We start from the raw sequence: 17112 nt of genomic DNA, 5'->3' as shown, positions 1-17112 counted from the left end.
AAATAGAAAAAGGCGTAGTTTCCTACGCCTTACAAATAAAGGTAAACAAAGGGTAAAGATTAGTATTCTGAATTGATAACGACTTCTTCACCAAACTGACCTGCTTTTGGCAGTGGTTGGTAAGAAGAGTTAGCCGCACGCAGAATACGAATACCACGGATATTCAGTTCATCTGCAGCTGCGATATCTGCATCCGCATCACCGTAGTAAATTTTCAGTTTATGATCACGCATCCAGCTTACTTTATTATTTGCACCAGGTTGGTCACCCGCGAAAATAACAGGCTGCATTTTATCAGCAGGGATATTTAAACCCTCTTGAACATATTTGGTCACAGTCTCAGTTTTAGTTTGAGTACGACCAGTAATGAAATAAACAGTATCACCACGTTTTAAGTGCATTTGAACAAGATCGATACCGACTTGTTTAGGCATGCTGAATTTATCCCACTCGTTATTCATTTTTTCCCAGAACTCTGGGTTTTTCAGATAACTGAAATCATTTGGAGAATATTCTAGTTTACCGCGGTAAAAACCTGGACTGGAGAATAAAACAGTATCATCAATATCAAAACCAACAGCCATCGGTGCTTGACCAGCTAAGCTTTTCTCGATTTCTGCAACAGAAACCCAATTAATTGGTTGTTGTTGTGCTAATTGAGCAACAGTAACACCTGGGCTTACAACTTCTGGCATATGGACTTTTGCCATTGCCGCGCCATTTAAACTTAACGCTAAAGCAATTGCACTAAAAGCTAACGTGACTTTACGCATTTTCTTTCCTTTAATTTTTATATTAATCACATACGGGAACAATCATAGACATCACGCTTACATTTAAATGAGATATAGCGCACGTTATATCATTTAAATTTTCATTTTTTTGTTAATTTACTTTCATTTTTTGATCTGTCTAACACTTTGAAAAAAAGAAGGCGCTATGAACATATGCCCGTAACGCCTTCTATTTGCCTATTTTTAGCTGATAATCAAATAAAATTATTCTGTTATTTCAGCAACATTTGATGATGCGATTTTATCTTTTTCTGCGTGTTGACCAAAACCTTTTAAACCCACAACGTGAACATGTTCTGTACCATTGAACACTTTACGGACGAGTTTATAAGTCGTACCTTTTTCTGGACTGATATTTTCTGGTGCCGCAATGATTAACTGCATATCTAAACGATCACAAAGCTCGAATAGCGTTGCAATAGATTTAGCATCCAAACGTGCAGCTTCATCGAGGAAAAGCAAACGACAAGGGGAAATATCTTTTCCTCTTAAGCGCCGAGATTCTTCTTCCCAACTTTGTACAACCATCACCAAAATTGACATACCAGTACCAATCGCTTCACCCGTTGATAACGCGCCACTTTCCGCTTTTAACCACCCTTCTGGCCCACGATTAACCTCGACATCCATTTCTAGATAATTACGATAATCTAACAGCTCTTCTCCCACCGTTTGTGGCATACGTTGCCCAATATCTACTTGTGGATTTAAACGTTGATAGAGCTTCGCCATCGCTTCAGAGAAGGTAAGGTTTTGGTTTTTAAATAAGTCTTGGTATTGATTATCTTCTTCTGATAACACATCAAGAAGCACTTGATGGCTTTCACGAATATTGACGTTAAGTCGAACGCCTCGCACTTGGCCAAATGAAACCGCTTGTAAACCTTGGTTTAGCATACGGATACGGTTTTGCTCTCGCTGGATAGTTTTGCGAATAATATTCGCTACACTTCGTGAGCTAATCGCTAATTTCTGTTCACGGCTTGTCAGTTCTTCCGTTAAGCGTGCAAGCTCAATTTCCATCTGTTCAATTGCATCAACTGGATCATCAGTTTTAATGATATCTTGGCGAATACGCTCTCTTAAATGCTGATATACCGCAATAAAGAACTGAACTTTACGATCAGGATATTTAGCATCTTCAGAACGACGTAATGCATCACGTAAGTATTCATTATCAGCAACAGCTTGACGTAATGCACCTAGCGCCTTATCCGACATTGAACGCAATTCATCAGCAGAAAGGTAAGCGAAGTCTCGGCGATGTAAACGACGTTCCATGCCATTTTCTTTCACTAATCGCATCACAGCACACCAACCCGCTTTTGCACTCACAACATGCTCACGAATTTGAGTGTAATCACGCTCAAGTTTACGAATTTTTTTGGTTAAATTATCGCGTTCGGCTTCACTAAGTGCGATATCGCGCTCAAGTTGGCTAATACGAGTACGGTTAGCACTAACAGCAGAATAACGTTGATCACGCAGTTCTTTTGCTCTTACTTCTGCGCCAACATCAATATGTATCCCCGTATCACGCATCTCTTGCTCAAGCTCTCTAAGCAATTCAGATTTAGTATCAAAAGAACTTTTTAATGATGCGAGCACTTGATTAAATTGAGCACATTGCGCTTGTTGTTGGCGATAAAGCTCTCTTGCTGTAGATCGTTCTGTTTCTGCCATCTCTAAACGACGACGTAACTTCTCATTAAGATCGCTATTTTCGCTCACAATCTCAACTGCATCGCTATAACTAAAATGCGCACGACGTTGTACGACTTCCACCAACAAGAAAGCTTGTTGTTGATAACGCTGTTGTTCTTCCTTTGCTTGTTCATAGTCTTGCGCTAATTGCTCATGCTCTTGTGGATCACTTTGCAAAATTGACGCAATAGGTTCTAGCGTTGCTAGTGCTTTTTCATGACGCTGTAAGTGGCGCATAGACTCTTCAGCGACATATAGCTCTTCACGTAGCTCTTCAACACGGTCAATCAATGTTTCATCCATCAAGATATTCACTTGAGGGATCAGTTTATTAAGCAGATTCAGTGATTCTTTGGCACGAGCATAATGTTGGCGTTGCTGCTGAGTACTTTCTTCATATTGTGCTAATGCTCTTTCTAGCTCATTACGTCTTTGATTAAGCTGGCGGATATCCTCTTCAGGATCGGCTTCAAAAGCGACGGAAATATGTTGCCCAACAAATTGACTAAAGGCATGGTGTGCTCGTTGAATTTTTTGCACATCGAAAGCTTGCGTTGCATAAAGTTCAGAAAGCTCATCGCGTTGACGAGATAATATTTCTAATTGATTTTCACGCGCAGCACGACCAAAAAGTGGGATCTCAGGATAGCGAGAATAACGCCATTGTCTATCAGAGCTCTTGATAAGAACCGCTTTATCCATCTCTTGTGCATTAAATACACTATCATCGAAAGATTGAGGATCGCCTTCGATAAAATAGAGATCTTCAGGACAATCTTCTAATGTTTCTAATTGCGCCTGAACAAGAGAGAGATCTTGTACTACGATGGCATGACGTGCAGGGCCATATAACGCTGAGAAATAAGGTGCATCATCTAATGTAATATCATCATAAATCTCTGATAATAAAACCCCATTAAAACGCTCTGCTAACGTAATTAACCGCCCATCTTCAGCACCACTTGGCTGACTTAAACGTTCAATTTGTGCTTCAATTTGTTGTTTGCGTGTTGCTGTTTCATCACGTAATACGGTGGCTTCGCGCTCTTTTTCAAGTAACTGTTGCATATATTCAGTTACTTGATGACCTGTTTCAAAAGATTGACGAGTTTGCTCACACAGTTGCGTTAATGCATCTTGTGCTGCAAGCCATGCTGGGGCTTGTTTTTTCAGCTTTTCAATTTGTTGCTTGAGTTGATCTAGCTCTTGGCGCATTTGCATGCGATGTTCACCAGACTCATTAACATAATCACTAAGCTCTTCAATTTTAGCTTCTAACTCATCTTGTAAAATTAAAAGATCATCTGGCTCCATTGATTTGCCATGATGTTTATTAAATTCTTCAAGTTGACGCTGAGCATTGTTTCGCTGATGTAAACGTTGCTCTAATTCTGCTAATTGCATACGAATAGGATGAACCCTATCCGCTTGGTGTCGATGCGAAGACCATTCACGTAATGCCGTTTTGGCGGCACTCCATGCATCTTTACGATCAACCTCACCAACAATAGCGTTAACCAATTTATAAGCTTGGTCAAACTGTGTTTTCGCTGCTTCAGAAACATTAAGTTTCTGTTCCATAGAAAGTAGTGAATGAGTAATGGTCTGAATTTTTGCTTGAATACGTTCAGCCCACTGATCAGCATTACTTTCATCTAAATCAGCAATATCACATTGTGCTTTAGCTCGCTCTAAAGCCTGCACAGCTTGGCGATATTGAATAGCGCGTGTTTGTTGTACATCTAATGCTTGCTGATAGTCTGCTAACTGATTTTTCAGTTCATCGACTTCTTCTTCTGCCGATTCTACTCGTGCTTCAAGTTCTTCTTTCTTAGACGCGGCTTCTTCAACGACTTCACTTTGTTCTTCTAAGCGGAAAGTTATTTCTTCCACATCGGCAACATAACGGTCAATTTTTTCTTGTTGACGAACTGCATTTTGTACTAAGTTTAATCGGTCACTTGCTGCTTGATAATCCGCTTCAAGATCAGAAGAAAGTGCTTGTTGTTCTTCCAGCTCTTTACCCATTTCAACAAAGCGATATGCCTCGTTATTGATGGATTTTCTCTGGCTCCATAATTCACGGCGAACTTCTAAAGCTTCATCAAGATGAACGCGTCGTTCATTTGCATGACGCATATAGTCTGCCGCAACGTAAGATGTTGCTTCTGTGATCAGGTGTTTAAATAAATCACGATCTGATTGTGTGACACGAATAGCTTCAAGCGTCATACGGTTTTCCCGCAACGCACCTTCCATGTCTTGGAATGCTTTCCTGACTCCGCTATTTTCAGGTAGTAAGTAATCACGTAAAGAACGAGTGATCGCACTTGAAATACCACCATATAATGAAGCTTCAATTAAACGATAAAATTTGGCACGATCACTGGCTGACCGCAAGCGCTTAGGGATCACCCCTAAATCAAACATCACTGCATGGAAGTCAGTAATTGAATTAAACTGTCTGAAAACAACCCCATCAATGGCTTCAACTTTTTCTTTTAGTTCATTGAGTGGTAAAACCCGTGCTTGGCGATCTGCAACAGCTTGAGTCAGAATTTCTGTTGGGTTTTCTGCCATTGGCAACCCTTGGATCATAAAGGGTTTGATATCAACTTTTTTATCGCGACCAGCAATCTGCTGTAAACGAACCCCTACCACAGCACGTAAATGACGTGAGTTGATCACATCTAATACAGCGTAACAAACTCCCGGGCGTAGCTTTCCATATAATCCTTTATCACGAGAGCCACTTGTTGATCCAGCTTCAGTAGTATTACGAAAATGCAGTAAAGTAAGATCAGGGATCATTGCTGTGATAAATGCAGCCATAGTGGTTGATTTACCTGCACCATTCCCGCCTGATAATGTCGTCACCAATTCATCTAAGTCAAAAGTGCGAGCAAAGAACCCATTCCAGTTGATCAGTGTTAATGAGCGAAATTTTCCACGTTCAATCATTTATTTTCTTCCTCCGCATCATCTTCACCTGATTGTAATTGCTCATCTTCATTTTCTTCATCATCGTTTGGTGTCTCTGATCCTGTATCAAGCGCCATCGCTTCACCATCACGGATCATTCGCATTTGAGCTTCAAGTGGAGAATCACCACTACGCACATCAGCACCAAAGCGGAACACTGATTCTGTTATTGAAAAACGCTGCAAGTCATTTAATAAGAATGAGATCATACCTAAACGACGTAAACGATTTAGAGAGGTTCTCATTTTTTCTTGTAGCTTTTGCAAATCAAGATCAGAACCGGTGGAACGCTGATTCACTAAACGTAATAATTTATTTTCATCTGCTAACGTTCTTAACTCATCGAATAGTTCTTGAACAGTAAATATACCCTGATTCGCTAATCGCTCTGGGCTAAGATAGAGATAACAAAGAATTTTCCCCACCAGCATATCCATTTCAGACAATACAGAACGGGGAATAAGCGTAGTTGAGCGAGGACGTAAATAGAAGAAGCCTTCTGGAGCTCGGATTAATTCAACATTATAACGCGCATAAAAATCTGACAATTCATCTTGAAAGTCCATCAAGAAAGCATGATTATCCAGAGAATCTATACCAATATGTCGACCTGCACGTAACTGGCTATCCAGTTCAGGAAAAAGTGAGTTCGCTAATGCCTGCGCTAGTTTTGCTGGCATAAATTGTTCAGTATGTATCGATGACATGCGCTTGTACCTTAGCTCCATATTCGTTAATTTCTGACCATTTTGCAGGTAATCCTGCGAGCTCAGCTTTTGCTACACCTAATCGTACCGCCTGATCAATAACAATACGGGCAACATCAAAATGTTTCTGTTGCGGGTAACGATCAAGATATTCAACTAATACTGAACTGAGATCTAATGCTCGTTGCTCTAATTTGTAAGAAGCAAGCTCTTGCTCTACCCATTGCGCTATTTGTTCATTCACTTCGCTGAACATTTGATATTCGAGTTCTTCAGGTAATTCACCTGTGACTTCTTCATCTCGTAAAGTCAGTTCTTCATCACGCATATCATACAACCTATCTGCATTAGCGTAAGTTAATGCCCATGGGCTGTCGAAATAGTTTTGTACTGATTGACGTAATCGACGAGAAAATATACGGTTTTTATCCATGTCAATCGCAGTACGAATAAATTTATGGACATGTCTATCATAGCCAATCCATAAATCAATAGATTGCTGACCCCAACTAATAATACGGTCTAGCTTACTTTGTAGCTCAAATACTAACGTATCTATTTGATCAACATGACCCGTATTCATGTTTGCTTCTTGAATACGCAATAGATTAGCTTGAAGTTTATCACCTGCGGCTTCAAGCGTATCTTGTAGCTCTCTTAATGTGCCAGAGGTTTCAGATAACAGTTGTTCACAGCTTGATATAGCGGCTTGCCAGTCTTGATTTAATAGCGCTGCAATATCTTCTTTTACTGTATTTTGCTGTTCATCCATTATTCGCTGTGACAAATCAATGCTATCGAAAATTTCTGCGACTGAATATTTCAGTGGCGCAAAAACATTACGATGCCAATGATATTCATCGCCACCATCTTCAGCAGAACTTGCAGCAGAATCGAGTTCTCCCGCTACAATAGATAACTGCATAGATAAACGTAACGATGAAAACTCACGTTGGCGAATATAATAATCACTAATTCCAATGCCTAACGGTGTTAAACGGTATATTGCATTGCCTTCTACCAATTCACTGGTAAAACGATTAAAAAGCCGTTGCTTAACCATATCATTAATGGCGTTATTGGCACGAACTTGTATTGATTCTGCGGGTTGCTCAAAGCCTTTACAGACCTCTCTAAAGGCATCAATTAACTCCCCTTCACTAATTTCGCCATCAAGGCGTTCACTGTTTAATACAGCGACTGCCATCAAAAAAGCTAATCTTTCAGGTGGCAGTGAGATTGAGAAATCATTTTTTCTCGCCCAAGACACTAACTCAGGAACGGTCTGGGTAAAATCACTCATAGTACATCCTTAATTTACACGCTTTTGTGCCATGACATGAATGTAACGCCCCAGACTGATATAGGGCTCTTGCCGACAATAACGTTGCTCTAATGCAAGCAACGATGGAAAATCTTTATTTTGCAACTGGCGACTTTGTAAATAATCATGAAAAACACGAACTCCCGTTTTTCCTAATATTGTCATTGAAAATTCTGTCAGCCATTGATAAACATCTTCAGGTTGCAATGGATTTTGAGGCGATAATGATTTTTTTCTTCTTCGAGGAATTTCAGGATTTGCCAGATGAAAATTCCCCAATATCGCATTTCTCATAACAATGCCATTCGCATTGTAAAACATCAGCGATAAGATACCATTAGGTAGTAGCATATCGGTAAGAACATTTACGGCGTCTTTCTGATCCGTGATCCACTCCAATACGGCATGAAACAGAATTAAGTCAACTCTTTCATCTATATGCTCTTTAATCTCTTGAGCAGCACAACAAATAAACGTCATGTTCTCAGCAACACCTTCATCAATCGCCGCTTCTTGTGCACGATTAAGCATCTCTTGTGATAAATCACATAAGATAATTTGGTGTCCTAATTTAGCCAATTGGCGAGAAAAATACCCTTCTCCACCTCCGGCATCTAAAATACGCAAAGTGCGATTAGGCAGAAGGGTTAATAATTGTTGTAAATCTTCCCAAATCACTGCTTGGCGAATTTTACCCTTTGTTGTGCCATAGATATTGCGGGAGAATTTATCTGCAATATCGTCAAAATTACGATCTGACATTAAAACGCCTCATGATAACAACTTGCTACTTGCGCTCTTTGCATTCTGATAAATTCAAAAAATATGAGACACTGTACATAAAATTAAGACGGCAATTTTACCAGTGTTCTATGATACTGACTGTTTTCTCTAAAGAAATAAGCCATGAATCAGATTATTCGCAAAGCGCAGTATAAATATAACGCTTATTAATGAAAAAATTAATGTTCGAACGCTTATCGTTTTATAAATAATTTAACGGTTCTTTATTTCTATTGATTAAAACTTAGTGAAACGTTGTTGTAGCGACTATTTTGACACAATGCCTCTGTGATCCCCTAGTTTTCACTAAGCTTTCTCTATCAATTGCATGTATTTCACTCAATTTAGGATGATTTATGCTGTTTTTGCTCAAAAAGTATGTTGCAGGTTTTCTAATGCCCTTGCCTTTACTCTTATTAATCGCCTTTTTTGCCTTAGCTCTACTTTGGTTTACTCGTTGGCAAAAAACAGGAAAAAGCCTACTTACTGTTGTCCTTATTTTATTGACGATGTTAGGCATACAGCCTGTTGCTGATACATTACTAATGCCAAGTGAAAAAGAGTATCAAGCTCGTTATGAATTACGAGAAAATTCACAACAAGATGTGAACTACATTGTTGTTTTGGGGGGTGGGTTTACTTATAACCCAGATTGGGCACCCAGTTCTAATCTTCTTAATAATAGTTTGTTTCGTGTTGCTGAAGGTGTAAGACTCTATTATCGCAATCCTAATTCGACACTGATTTTTACAGGTGGTGCAGGTGTTAATCAAATAAGTAGTGCAGAGGTGGCAGCTCAGGTGGCACAATCTTTAGGTGTACCTCCTGAAAGAACTATCGCATTATCAACACCGAAAGATACTGAAGAAGAAGCCTATGAAGTTGATAAATTAATTGGTAAGAAACCATTTTTACTTGTGACGTCCGCTAACCATTTAGCACGCGCCGAACGTTTCTTTTTAGCTAGAGGCATGAAACCTATCGTTGCACCAGCTAACCAATTGGCTATCACTTCGCCATTACATCCTTGGGAGAAATATTTCCCTTCAGCAACCTATTTTCAACATAGTGAACGTGCATGGTATGAGTTTTTAGGCTCAATGTGGCAATCAGTAAAACCAGCAGGACAACCCGTCACTATTCCTGAAAATGAAAGTCATCAATCAGATAAAGAAGAAAACCAATAATTAAAAAATATCATTACCGACTGATACAAAAACGGCACTTAATTGAAGTGCCGTTGAAATTTATTTGTGTCCGTTAAAAGATCAGAACTCTTGGTTAAGTGCTCGATATGCAGCTCTGGCTGCGACAAGATCATCTTGAGTATCAACACCCACGCCAGGAACTTCTAATGCTTTTGCAACATGGATTTTTTCGCCATACCACAACACTCGCAGTTGCTCTAACATTTCAATAGATTCTAATGGGCTCGGTTCCCAAGTAATATATCGACGTATAAAACCTGCACGATAAGCATAAATTCCAATATGGCGTAAGTAATGCTCACCAATTTCATCGTGTGATAAGTTAAAACGGTCTCTTTCCCAAGGAATGGTTGCACGAGAAAAATAAAGTGCGAAACCTTTTGCATCCATCACCACTTTCACAGCGTTAGGATTAAAAGCTTCTTTTGAATCAACAATAGGCACTGCTAATGTTGCCATTCCGGCACCACAACTTGCTAAATTTTCAGCAACTTGAGTAATAATTACGGGAGGAATAAGAGGCTCATCACCTTGTACGTTAACGATTATCTCGTCATCTGCAAATTGGTATTTTTCAATGACTTCAGCTAAACGTTCTGTACCCGAATGGTGATCTTCTCGAGTCATACACGCTTCCCCACCCGCCTTTTCCACAGCGGCAACAACATCTAAGTTGTCGGTTGCGACAATGACACGGTTTGCTCCAGAACGCATAGCCTGTTCCATAACACGAACAATCATAGGCTTACCGTGAATATCCGCGAGGGGTTTACCCGGTAAGCGGGTCGATGCATATCGACCAGGGATTATGACCGTGAACATGAAGTTACTTTTCCTCTTCTAGTGATAATTCTCTTGCTTCATTCTCCAGAAGAACGGGGATATTGTCACGAACAGGATAAGCTAAATGATCAATTTTGCAGATAAGCTCTGAATTTTCTTTATCAAAGATAAGTTTGCCGTGGCAAACTGGACAAGCAATAATTTCAAGTAAGCGGTGATCCATTTTGTCCCTCTCAAGGGTTAATCATTTTATATAGCAAAAGGATATCATAAGGAAGGATCTGCGTTAATACTCAAAGCCTCTCGTTTAGTGATAATTCGAAAATTATTTTAGTTATTAATAAATTTATTATTTTCTTTTTTACTATAGGCAACAAAAAAGCCACATTAATGTGGCTTTTTATCGTTGAGTCTGCAACATCATTAATAAAGAATTACATTCCGCTTTTATTGATAATAATTTAACCTTTTTATTATCTTTATTGCATTCTAATTAACGTTATAACTCTTTTATATTACTTATTCGGCTTGGTAGTAAGCTATTTGACCTTACCTGCCCCAAAATAGGTATAAACGATAATTCAATCTCAGTGTTAAACTATCGTTTCAACTACATCATCAACAAGGTAAACCTTATTTAAAATCCGATAACATCAGCGGCTTCTAGGCCAGCGGCTGTTCTGATAACAGAAAATTCAACGTCTTGACCTTCTGTTAATGCTTTGTTTTTTGTATTGGCAATCGCTTTTTTATTGACATAAACTTCTTGTTCAATATCTCTTGCAACAATAAGACCATAACCTTTGTTATTGTCAAACCATTTTACGCGACCCATTCTTAATTGTAATGTCATGGTAGATAAACTCCTTTTGTTCTTCGTATAGTTTTTATTTTTCTATACTAATGCATCCTACTTTTTATTATGTCTTCTTATATAAAACCCCAATTAAATTCTGAACACATTAATTTAAGTAGTGCATTTTATTATTTAATATAAATGTTCAAAACCGTGATAGCTAAGCTTAATGAATATTCTAAGGCTCAATATTTACAGTATCAACATGACAAAAAGATGACATGAGGAAGATATTTTATTGTGCACCTATAAATAAAATAATCATATATAAGGATTAATAATCACCATTCAAAATAGTTTCTACAATCCATTAGGTGCAAAGCCAATTGCATTCACAGCATAAAAATATTACGTCTACATTAAAGATCCACAAAATCTCCACACAAGGCTTTTGAGTAGATAAGGTATTGGCGAGTTAAATTGAACTACGACAAAAGCGATATGCGACTGTGGGTAGGTAATCTTTTATGTAACGCTATCCTGATTTCCACTATAAATATCATTGTTTCAGATCAGATACAAGTTTTTTTCGAGCTGTAAATTAAATTGCTGACTTGTTTTAGCACCGATTGACTATTTAATTCAGCACTGACTGGCAAATACCACCAATTATCTTGAGCAAAATGCTGACATTTAACAGCATCTTTTTCTGTCATAATAAGGGTTTCATTGAAAGGTGTTAAATCTTGTAATTCTTTGGCACTGTAATCACTATGATCACTAAATGCTTTAATTGAAATTAATTGAATTCCTTTTTCACGCAAAGAATTAAAAAAACGAGGGGGATGACCAATTCCGGCTATTGCTACCGCTTTAGCGATCTGTTGAACTGGCTTTTTCTCACCTGTTTTAAGGTTCACCACAATATCACCCGCTAAAACCATAGCTATCTCATTATCTTGGCTTAAACCACCATTAACGATAATTGCATCAACTGAATGTAAGCGACTCGCTCGTTCCCGCATAGGACCAGCAGGAAGCCACCAGCCATTACCAAATCGACGCTGCCCATCAATAACAACAATTTCATAATCACGCTGTAGTGCATAATGCTGTAAGCCATCATCAGTGATAATTACATCAAGTTCATGTTGCGCTAATAAGGCTTTTACTGCATCTCGTCGATTAGGTGCAACCGCAACGGGTGCACCTGTTCGATGATAAATTAACACAGGTTCATCACCTGCCATTGCAGGTGTGGTCTCTGATGTTAGCAGTAATGGATAATGATCTGATTTTCCGCCATAACCACGGGAAACAATGCCTGGTTTAAATCCTTGCTGTATTAATTGCTCAACGAGCCATATAACAACCGGTGTTTTGCCATTGCCACCTGCTGTTAAGTTACCAACAACCACAACAGGAACAGAAGCTTTCCATGATGACAACCATCCTTTTTGATATGCAAAGCGCCTTAATAGAGTAATTGCACCGTACAACCATGAAAATGGAAGTAAGAGGAAATAAAACCAAGATTTACCAGACCAAATCCGTTCAATCATTTACCAAATTGCATCCTGTGAAGTTGGGCATAAACACCTTTTTGATCGATTAAATCAATGTGTGAGCCACGTTCAACAATTTCACCATCTTCAATAACTAAAATTTCATCTGCTTTTTCAATGGTTGATAATCGGTGAGCAATCACTAAAGAGGTTCTATTTTTTTGCAGTTCATCAAGTGCCGATTGAATAGCTCGTTCTGATTCTGTATCAAGTGCTGATGTGGCTTCATCAAGGATAAGAATTGGTGAGTCACGTAGTAAAGCCCTTGCTATCGCGATACGTTGACGTTGCCCCCCCGAAAGCAGAACACCATTTTCGCCAATTTCAGTATCTAGGCCTTTATCCATTTTATTAATAAAGTCCATTGCATGCGCCATTTTGGCTGCTTTTTCGATATCGTCACGGCTGTATTGGTCTTCACACGCATAAACAATATTGTTTGCTACTGTTTCATTAAATAAGTGAACATTTTGAGAAACAAGAGCAACTTGATTACGTAAAGATTTCAATGTGTATTCACGAATATCATGACCATTAATCAATATTTGTCCTTCATTGATATCATAAAAACGTGTGATCAGATTAGCTATTGTTGACTTGCCGGAACCAGAACGCCCCACTAATGCAACAGTTTTTCCTGCTGGAATAGTAAATGACATATTTTTCAAGGCAGGTGTATCTTTTGTCACATATTGGAAAGTCACATTACGGAATTCAATATCACCCGTTGGTTTTTTCAGTTCTAGCTTACCTGTATCTTTCTCTTGTTCCATATCGAGAATAGCAAATAAGGTCTGACAAGCCGCCATACCTCTTTGGAACTGAGCATTTACATTCGTCAATGATTTCAATGGGCGCATTAATGCAACCATTGATGAGAAAACAACAGTGATTGTACCTGCGGTTAATGTATCCATAATGTCAGGGAAACTCGCCGCGTATAGAACAAATGCTAATGCGAAGGAAGCAATTAATTGAATAATAGGATCTGAAATTGACGATGCAACAACCATACGCATACCTTGACGACGAATATGGTTACTCACATGATTAAAGCGCTTATTCTCGACTTCTTGACCATTAAAAATAAGTACTTCTTTATGCCCTTTCAGCATCTGTTCAGCACTAGTTGTTACTTGTCCCATACTATTTTGAATACGTTTACTGATCGTTCTAAAACGTGTTGATACCAAACGAATAACAATGGCAACAATAGGGGCAATAACAATGAGGATCATAGATAATTGCCAACTATAGTAAAACATTAAGCCAAAGAGCCCGATAATGTAAGCACCTTCACGAACAACTGTAATTAATGCACCTGATGATGAAGAAGCAACTTGCTCTGAATCATATGTAATACGAGAAAGCAAAGTTCCTGTTGATTGCTGGTCAAAAAAGCTCACCGGCATTCCCATAATATGGGAAAACAGTCGGCGACGCATATTCATTACAACTTTCCCAGATACCCAAGAAAGGCAGTAACTTGAAATAAAGTTAGATATACCACGCAGAACTATCAGTCCAATAACAGCAATCGGCATCCATTTTAATACGTCATTACTTGCTTTACCAAAACCTTCATCAAGCAGTGGTTTTAATAAAGAAATCATAAATGCATCCACACCCGCATTGACGATTAATGCAATTGCTGCAGCGATCAAACCCGCTTTGAAAATCCGAATCATCGGCCATAAGCGTCGGAATGTTTGCCACGTTGATAGGTCTATATCATTCATATATATTACCAAACTTTTAATAATTAGCCGGTCATTCTACTCGGGAAACGTCAAAACACCAAACCACTGATGATACCAACGAGGTAAAATATCTCGTCTATAGGTAAATACATCAATATTGTCTTGATTAAACTCGATCGATATCTGCCCACTAATAGAGGTTGTTAGCCAATTAATAGCTTCTTTTTTATAACGAAGGTGTACTTTATCAGAAGGTAAACGCCAAAGGCTATAACGAGCGGCAGAAACGAGTGCAAATTTGGGCGACACTGTTTGAATAAACGCCAATGTGGACGATGTTTGGCTACCATGATGAGGAACCTGCAAAATATCAGCACTTAACTGGTGTTTTTTCGACCTTATTAATTGGATTTCTGCCTCTTTTTCAATGTCACCTGTCAACAGTATATTATGTTTACCATCACTTACATTGATCACACATGATTGATTATTTTTAGGTGAAAGAGCTTTATTGGGTGGCCATAATGCATCAAACTTAATCCCTTTCCATAGCCATGATCTCCCCTGTAAACAGGGTAAATGTGAAGAATTATCAAAACTACTACGAAGTGTTAAATTAGGATAAGCCATCATTAAATCATTAATACCACCTGTATGATCTAAATGATCATGGCTGATTATTAATGCCACTGGATTAAATCGATGATATTTTAAATAAGGAATAATGACACTTTTTGCAATTGAACCACCACTTTTCCAACGTATTCCTGTGTCATAAATAATCGCTTCTCTATCTTTTTCAAGAATAATAGCTAAACCATGACCAACATCTAGCATAGTCATACGCCATTGATATCGTGAGAAAGTAGTGAATTCGCAATATAAAAGAATACCACTAGCAATAAGCAAAATAAAATGATGGCGCCACCATGACATTTTTATAATTAAAATAATACCAACCCCGAGAAACCCTAATAAAAAAGGAATAGCACCACTATATTGCCAATAAGGTAAAAATAAAGGAGCACACCAAAAAGCAAGATTAATAGAAAGATCAACCCAGTGCCAAATTATTGGTTGTAAAAATGAGAAAAAAGATGTCAATAATCCAAGCATTATTAACGGTACGGTAATAAATGAAATAATAGGAACTGCCCATAAATTAACGATAAAACTAAAAAAATTGGCACCACTAAATAAATAAAGTTGAAAAGGTAATAAAATAATCAACAATCCAAATTGTAAGTGCATTAGCCTTAAAATAAACCACCGTTTTTGATAATTATATTTAGCTTTTAATGGATACATCCAATACCAAAAAATAATGGCAAATACAGCTGAAAATGAAAGCCAAAAACTGACTGAAAGTATCGATAGTGGCTCAATAATCAAAATAAGAGCAGCGCTCCAGAGAGCCCATTGCCAAGGCAGAAATAACCGGCTTTGCCAATGTAAAATCACCCAAACACTTAATCCGATAACAGCTCTTGTTGCAGGTATTCCCCAGCCCGATAAAGTTGCATAAAATACACCACATCCCCAAGCCATTAACAATGGAAATTGTGTATTTATCCATTTAATAGGAAATAAGAACTGAATACCCCTTGCTATAACCCACCCTACAAGCGCGGCTAATCCAATATGTAATCCCGATATAACAATAAGATGTGCAACTCCGGTTTTCATATAAAGATCTTTTTTTTCATACTCTATATCGCGTTTATCACCTAAAACTAACGCAATAATCTCACCTTTATTTTTTGCTGTTTGCCAATAGGTTAAAAGTGAATGAATAAATTGAGTACGTAGCGAAATATCAGCATAAACGAATGTAGCTGACATCACTTTCCCCGCTAAGGTTTCTTTCTTAGAAACTGCATATTTTTGGCTATCAAATCCCCCATCATTTAAATAGCTGTGTACAGCTTTGAATTGGATTTTAAATTTCCAAATTTGCCCTACTTCAATATTTTTAGGTGGGTTTCTCCAATATACGTTAGCGTAAATAGAAGATGAAAAAAATGTCTCTTTGGGAACGGGAATTTTGATAATAAGATTACCATCTGATAATTGACGATATTCAACAATATTTGTTTCAAATGACACAATATTATCAACAAGTTGAACTGTTCTTACCATCAAAGAGTATGCTATAAGATTAGAATAACCCCAGAAAAATAAAAATAATGCTAAGAAACGAATTAATGAAAAAGGAATAAGTAATAAAAATACTGCAATAATAATTACAATATAATAAGTCGTTAAACTAAAAAGCGTATGCTGAAATAATAAAGGTAAACAACCTAATAATATTGCCAAAGCAATACTATCTAAACTCAGTGTTGTAAAGTAAAATTGTTTAAAATATTTTGAATAAAAGAAGTGTTGTTTTATTGATAATATTTTTGACCTCAAAACACTTATTATTCCTCTCAATAGAATCATTTTTGCATCCCTTCATAAGCATCTCTAAATATCATGAAGTTATATTTTTATTAAAGGTAGCTCTTTAGAACATTTTTTTGTACTTCGTTATAAAAAGAAAATTCTTTATTGTCGTATACACCATATTTTGAGAAGAAACTCGAAAAAAACAAAACAAGTCAACAATTGTGATAATTAAATAAAGAAATAACGAGAGAAGTACAATAAAGTAATACAAAGAAAAGTAAGTAAAGAGAATAAAAAGGGGAACAAAAAGGAAAATAAGTAAATATGGTAAATGAAGTAAAGGACTAACAATCAAAAACTAATGTATGTAAGTAA

At 37.7% G+C, this 17112-nt stretch carries 12 protein-coding genes; 1 reads left to right on the top strand and 11 read right to left on the bottom strand.

Annotated elements, in window-relative coordinates; all coding sequences use genetic code 11:
- Positions 1-59 precede the first annotated feature (59 nt).
- The 5 genes from aphA to cmoM all read right to left on the bottom strand — a co-directional run bounded on the left by aphA (position 60) and on the right by cmoM (position 8273).
- A complete protein-coding gene (gene aphA / locus ABN217_RS05790) occupies positions 60-773 on the bottom strand; it encodes an acid phosphatase AphA (protein ID WP_072069664.1) in 714 nt (237 codons plus the stop codon).
- Between the two features lie 225 nt (positions 774-998).
- Positions 999-5459, bottom strand: a complete 4461-nt coding sequence (gene mukB, locus ABN217_RS05785; protein ID WP_340895829.1) for a chromosome partition protein MukB — start codon at positions 5457-5459, stop codon at positions 999-1001.
- Positions 5456-6187, bottom strand: a complete 732-nt coding sequence (gene mukE / locus ABN217_RS05780) for a chromosome partition protein MukE (RefSeq protein WP_166539631.1) — start codon at positions 6185-6187, stop codon at positions 5456-5458. Before mukE ends, mukB begins: the two co-directional genes overlap by 4 nt.
- A complete protein-coding gene (gene mukF, locus ABN217_RS05775) occupies positions 6168-7490 on the bottom strand; it encodes a chromosome partition protein MukF (protein ID WP_072069667.1) in 1323 nt (440 codons plus the stop codon). The genes mukE and mukF overlap by 20 nt, the downstream gene beginning before the upstream one ends.
- 9 nt (positions 7491-7499) lie before the next feature.
- A complete protein-coding gene (gene cmoM, locus ABN217_RS05770) occupies positions 7500-8273 on the bottom strand; it encodes a tRNA uridine 5-oxyacetic acid(34) methyltransferase CmoM (protein ID WP_109408802.1) in 774 nt (257 codons plus the stop codon).
- Positions 8274-8650: 377 nt separating this feature from the next.
- Here cmoM and elyC point away from each other — a divergent pair, with 377 nt between their 5' ends.
- Entirely contained in the window at positions 8651-9481 is an 831-nt protein-coding gene (gene elyC, locus ABN217_RS05765; RefSeq protein WP_349439421.1) for an envelope biogenesis factor ElyC, read from the top strand.
- Between the two features lie 81 nt (positions 9482-9562).
- Here elyC and kdsB read toward each other — a convergent pair whose 3' ends face one another.
- From kdsB to ABN217_RS05735, 6 genes are all read right to left on the bottom strand, one after another.
- Positions 9563-10324, bottom strand: a complete 762-nt coding sequence (gene kdsB / locus ABN217_RS05760; RefSeq protein ID WP_196553336.1) for a 3-deoxy-manno-octulosonate cytidylyltransferase — start codon at positions 10322-10324, stop codon at positions 9563-9565.
- Positions 10325-10328: 4 nt separating this feature from the next.
- Positions 10329-10508: a Trm112 family protein gene (locus ABN217_RS05755; protein ID WP_004244593.1), complete on the bottom strand. Its 180-nt coding sequence runs from the start codon at positions 10506-10508 to the stop codon at positions 10329-10331.
- 414 nt (positions 10509-10922) lie between these two features.
- Complete coding sequence (locus ABN217_RS05750) at positions 10923-11138, bottom strand: cold-shock protein (RefSeq protein WP_023581324.1); 216 nt, start codon at positions 11136-11138, stop codon at positions 10923-10925.
- 515 nt (positions 11139-11653) lie between these two features.
- Positions 11654-12643, bottom strand: a complete 990-nt coding sequence (gene lpxK, locus ABN217_RS05745) for a tetraacyldisaccharide 4'-kinase (protein WP_349439420.1) — start codon at positions 12641-12643, stop codon at positions 11654-11656.
- Positions 12640-14385, bottom strand: coding sequence for a lipid A ABC transporter ATP-binding protein/permease MsbA (gene msbA, locus ABN217_RS05740; RefSeq protein ID WP_072069672.1), 1746 nt, complete (start codon positions 14383-14385; stop codon positions 12640-12642). Before msbA ends, lpxK begins: the two co-directional genes overlap by 4 nt.
- Positions 14386-14421: 36 nt before the next feature.
- Positions 14422-16665 carry a DNA internalization-related competence protein ComEC/Rec2 gene (locus tag ABN217_RS05735; RefSeq protein WP_349459169.1) on the bottom strand — a complete coding sequence of 748 codons (2244 nt, stop codon included), beginning with the start codon at positions 16663-16665 and terminating at the stop codon, positions 14422-14424.
- Positions 16666-17112: the final 447 nt, after the last annotated feature.

Origin of the sequence: Proteus sp. fly-1067 (assembly GCF_040139345.1) — a bacterium.
Taxonomy (GTDB): Bacteria; Pseudomonadota; Gammaproteobacteria; order Enterobacterales; family Enterobacteriaceae; genus Proteus; species Proteus vulgaris_B.
This window is presented reverse-complemented; position numbering and strand designations above follow the sequence as displayed.

Excerpts from the sequence above, each read along its gene's own strand:
- msbA (WP_072069672.1), bottom strand. The coding sequence starts at position 14,385 with ATGAATGATATAGACCTATCAACGTGGCAAACATTCCGACGCTTATGG.
- mukE (WP_166539631.1), bottom strand. The coding sequence starts at position 6,187 with ATGTCATCGATACATACTGAACAATTTATGCCAGCAAAACTAGCGCAG.
- elyC (WP_349439421.1), top strand. The coding sequence starts at position 8,651 with ATGCTGTTTTTGCTCAAAAAGTATGTTGCAGGTTTTCTAATGCCCTTG.
- mukB (WP_340895829.1), bottom strand. The coding sequence starts at position 5,459 with ATGATTGAACGTGGAAAATTTCGCTCATTAACACTGATCAACTGGAAT.
- ABN217_RS05750 (WP_023581324.1), bottom strand. The coding sequence starts at position 11,138 with ATGACATTACAATTAAGAATGGGTCGCGTAAAATGGTTTGACAATAAC.
- kdsB (WP_196553336.1), bottom strand. The coding sequence starts at position 10,324 with ATGTTCACGGTCATAATCCCTGGTCGATATGCATCGACCCGCTTACCG.
- lpxK (WP_349439420.1), bottom strand. The coding sequence starts at position 12,643 with ATGATTGAACGGATTTGGTCTGGTAAATCTTGGTTTTATTTCCTCTTA.
- aphA (WP_072069664.1), bottom strand. The coding sequence starts at position 773 with ATGCGTAAAGTCACGTTAGCTTTTAGTGCAATTGCTTTAGCGTTAAGT.
- cmoM (WP_109408802.1), bottom strand. The coding sequence starts at position 8,273 with ATGTCAGATCGTAATTTTGACGATATTGCAGATAAATTCTCCCGCAAT.
- ABN217_RS05755 (WP_004244593.1), bottom strand. The coding sequence starts at position 10,508 with ATGGATCACCGCTTACTTGAAATTATTGCTTGTCCAGTTTGCCACGGC.
- mukF (WP_072069667.1), bottom strand. The coding sequence starts at position 7,490 with ATGAGTGATTTTACCCAGACCGTTCCTGAGTTAGTGTCTTGGGCGAGA.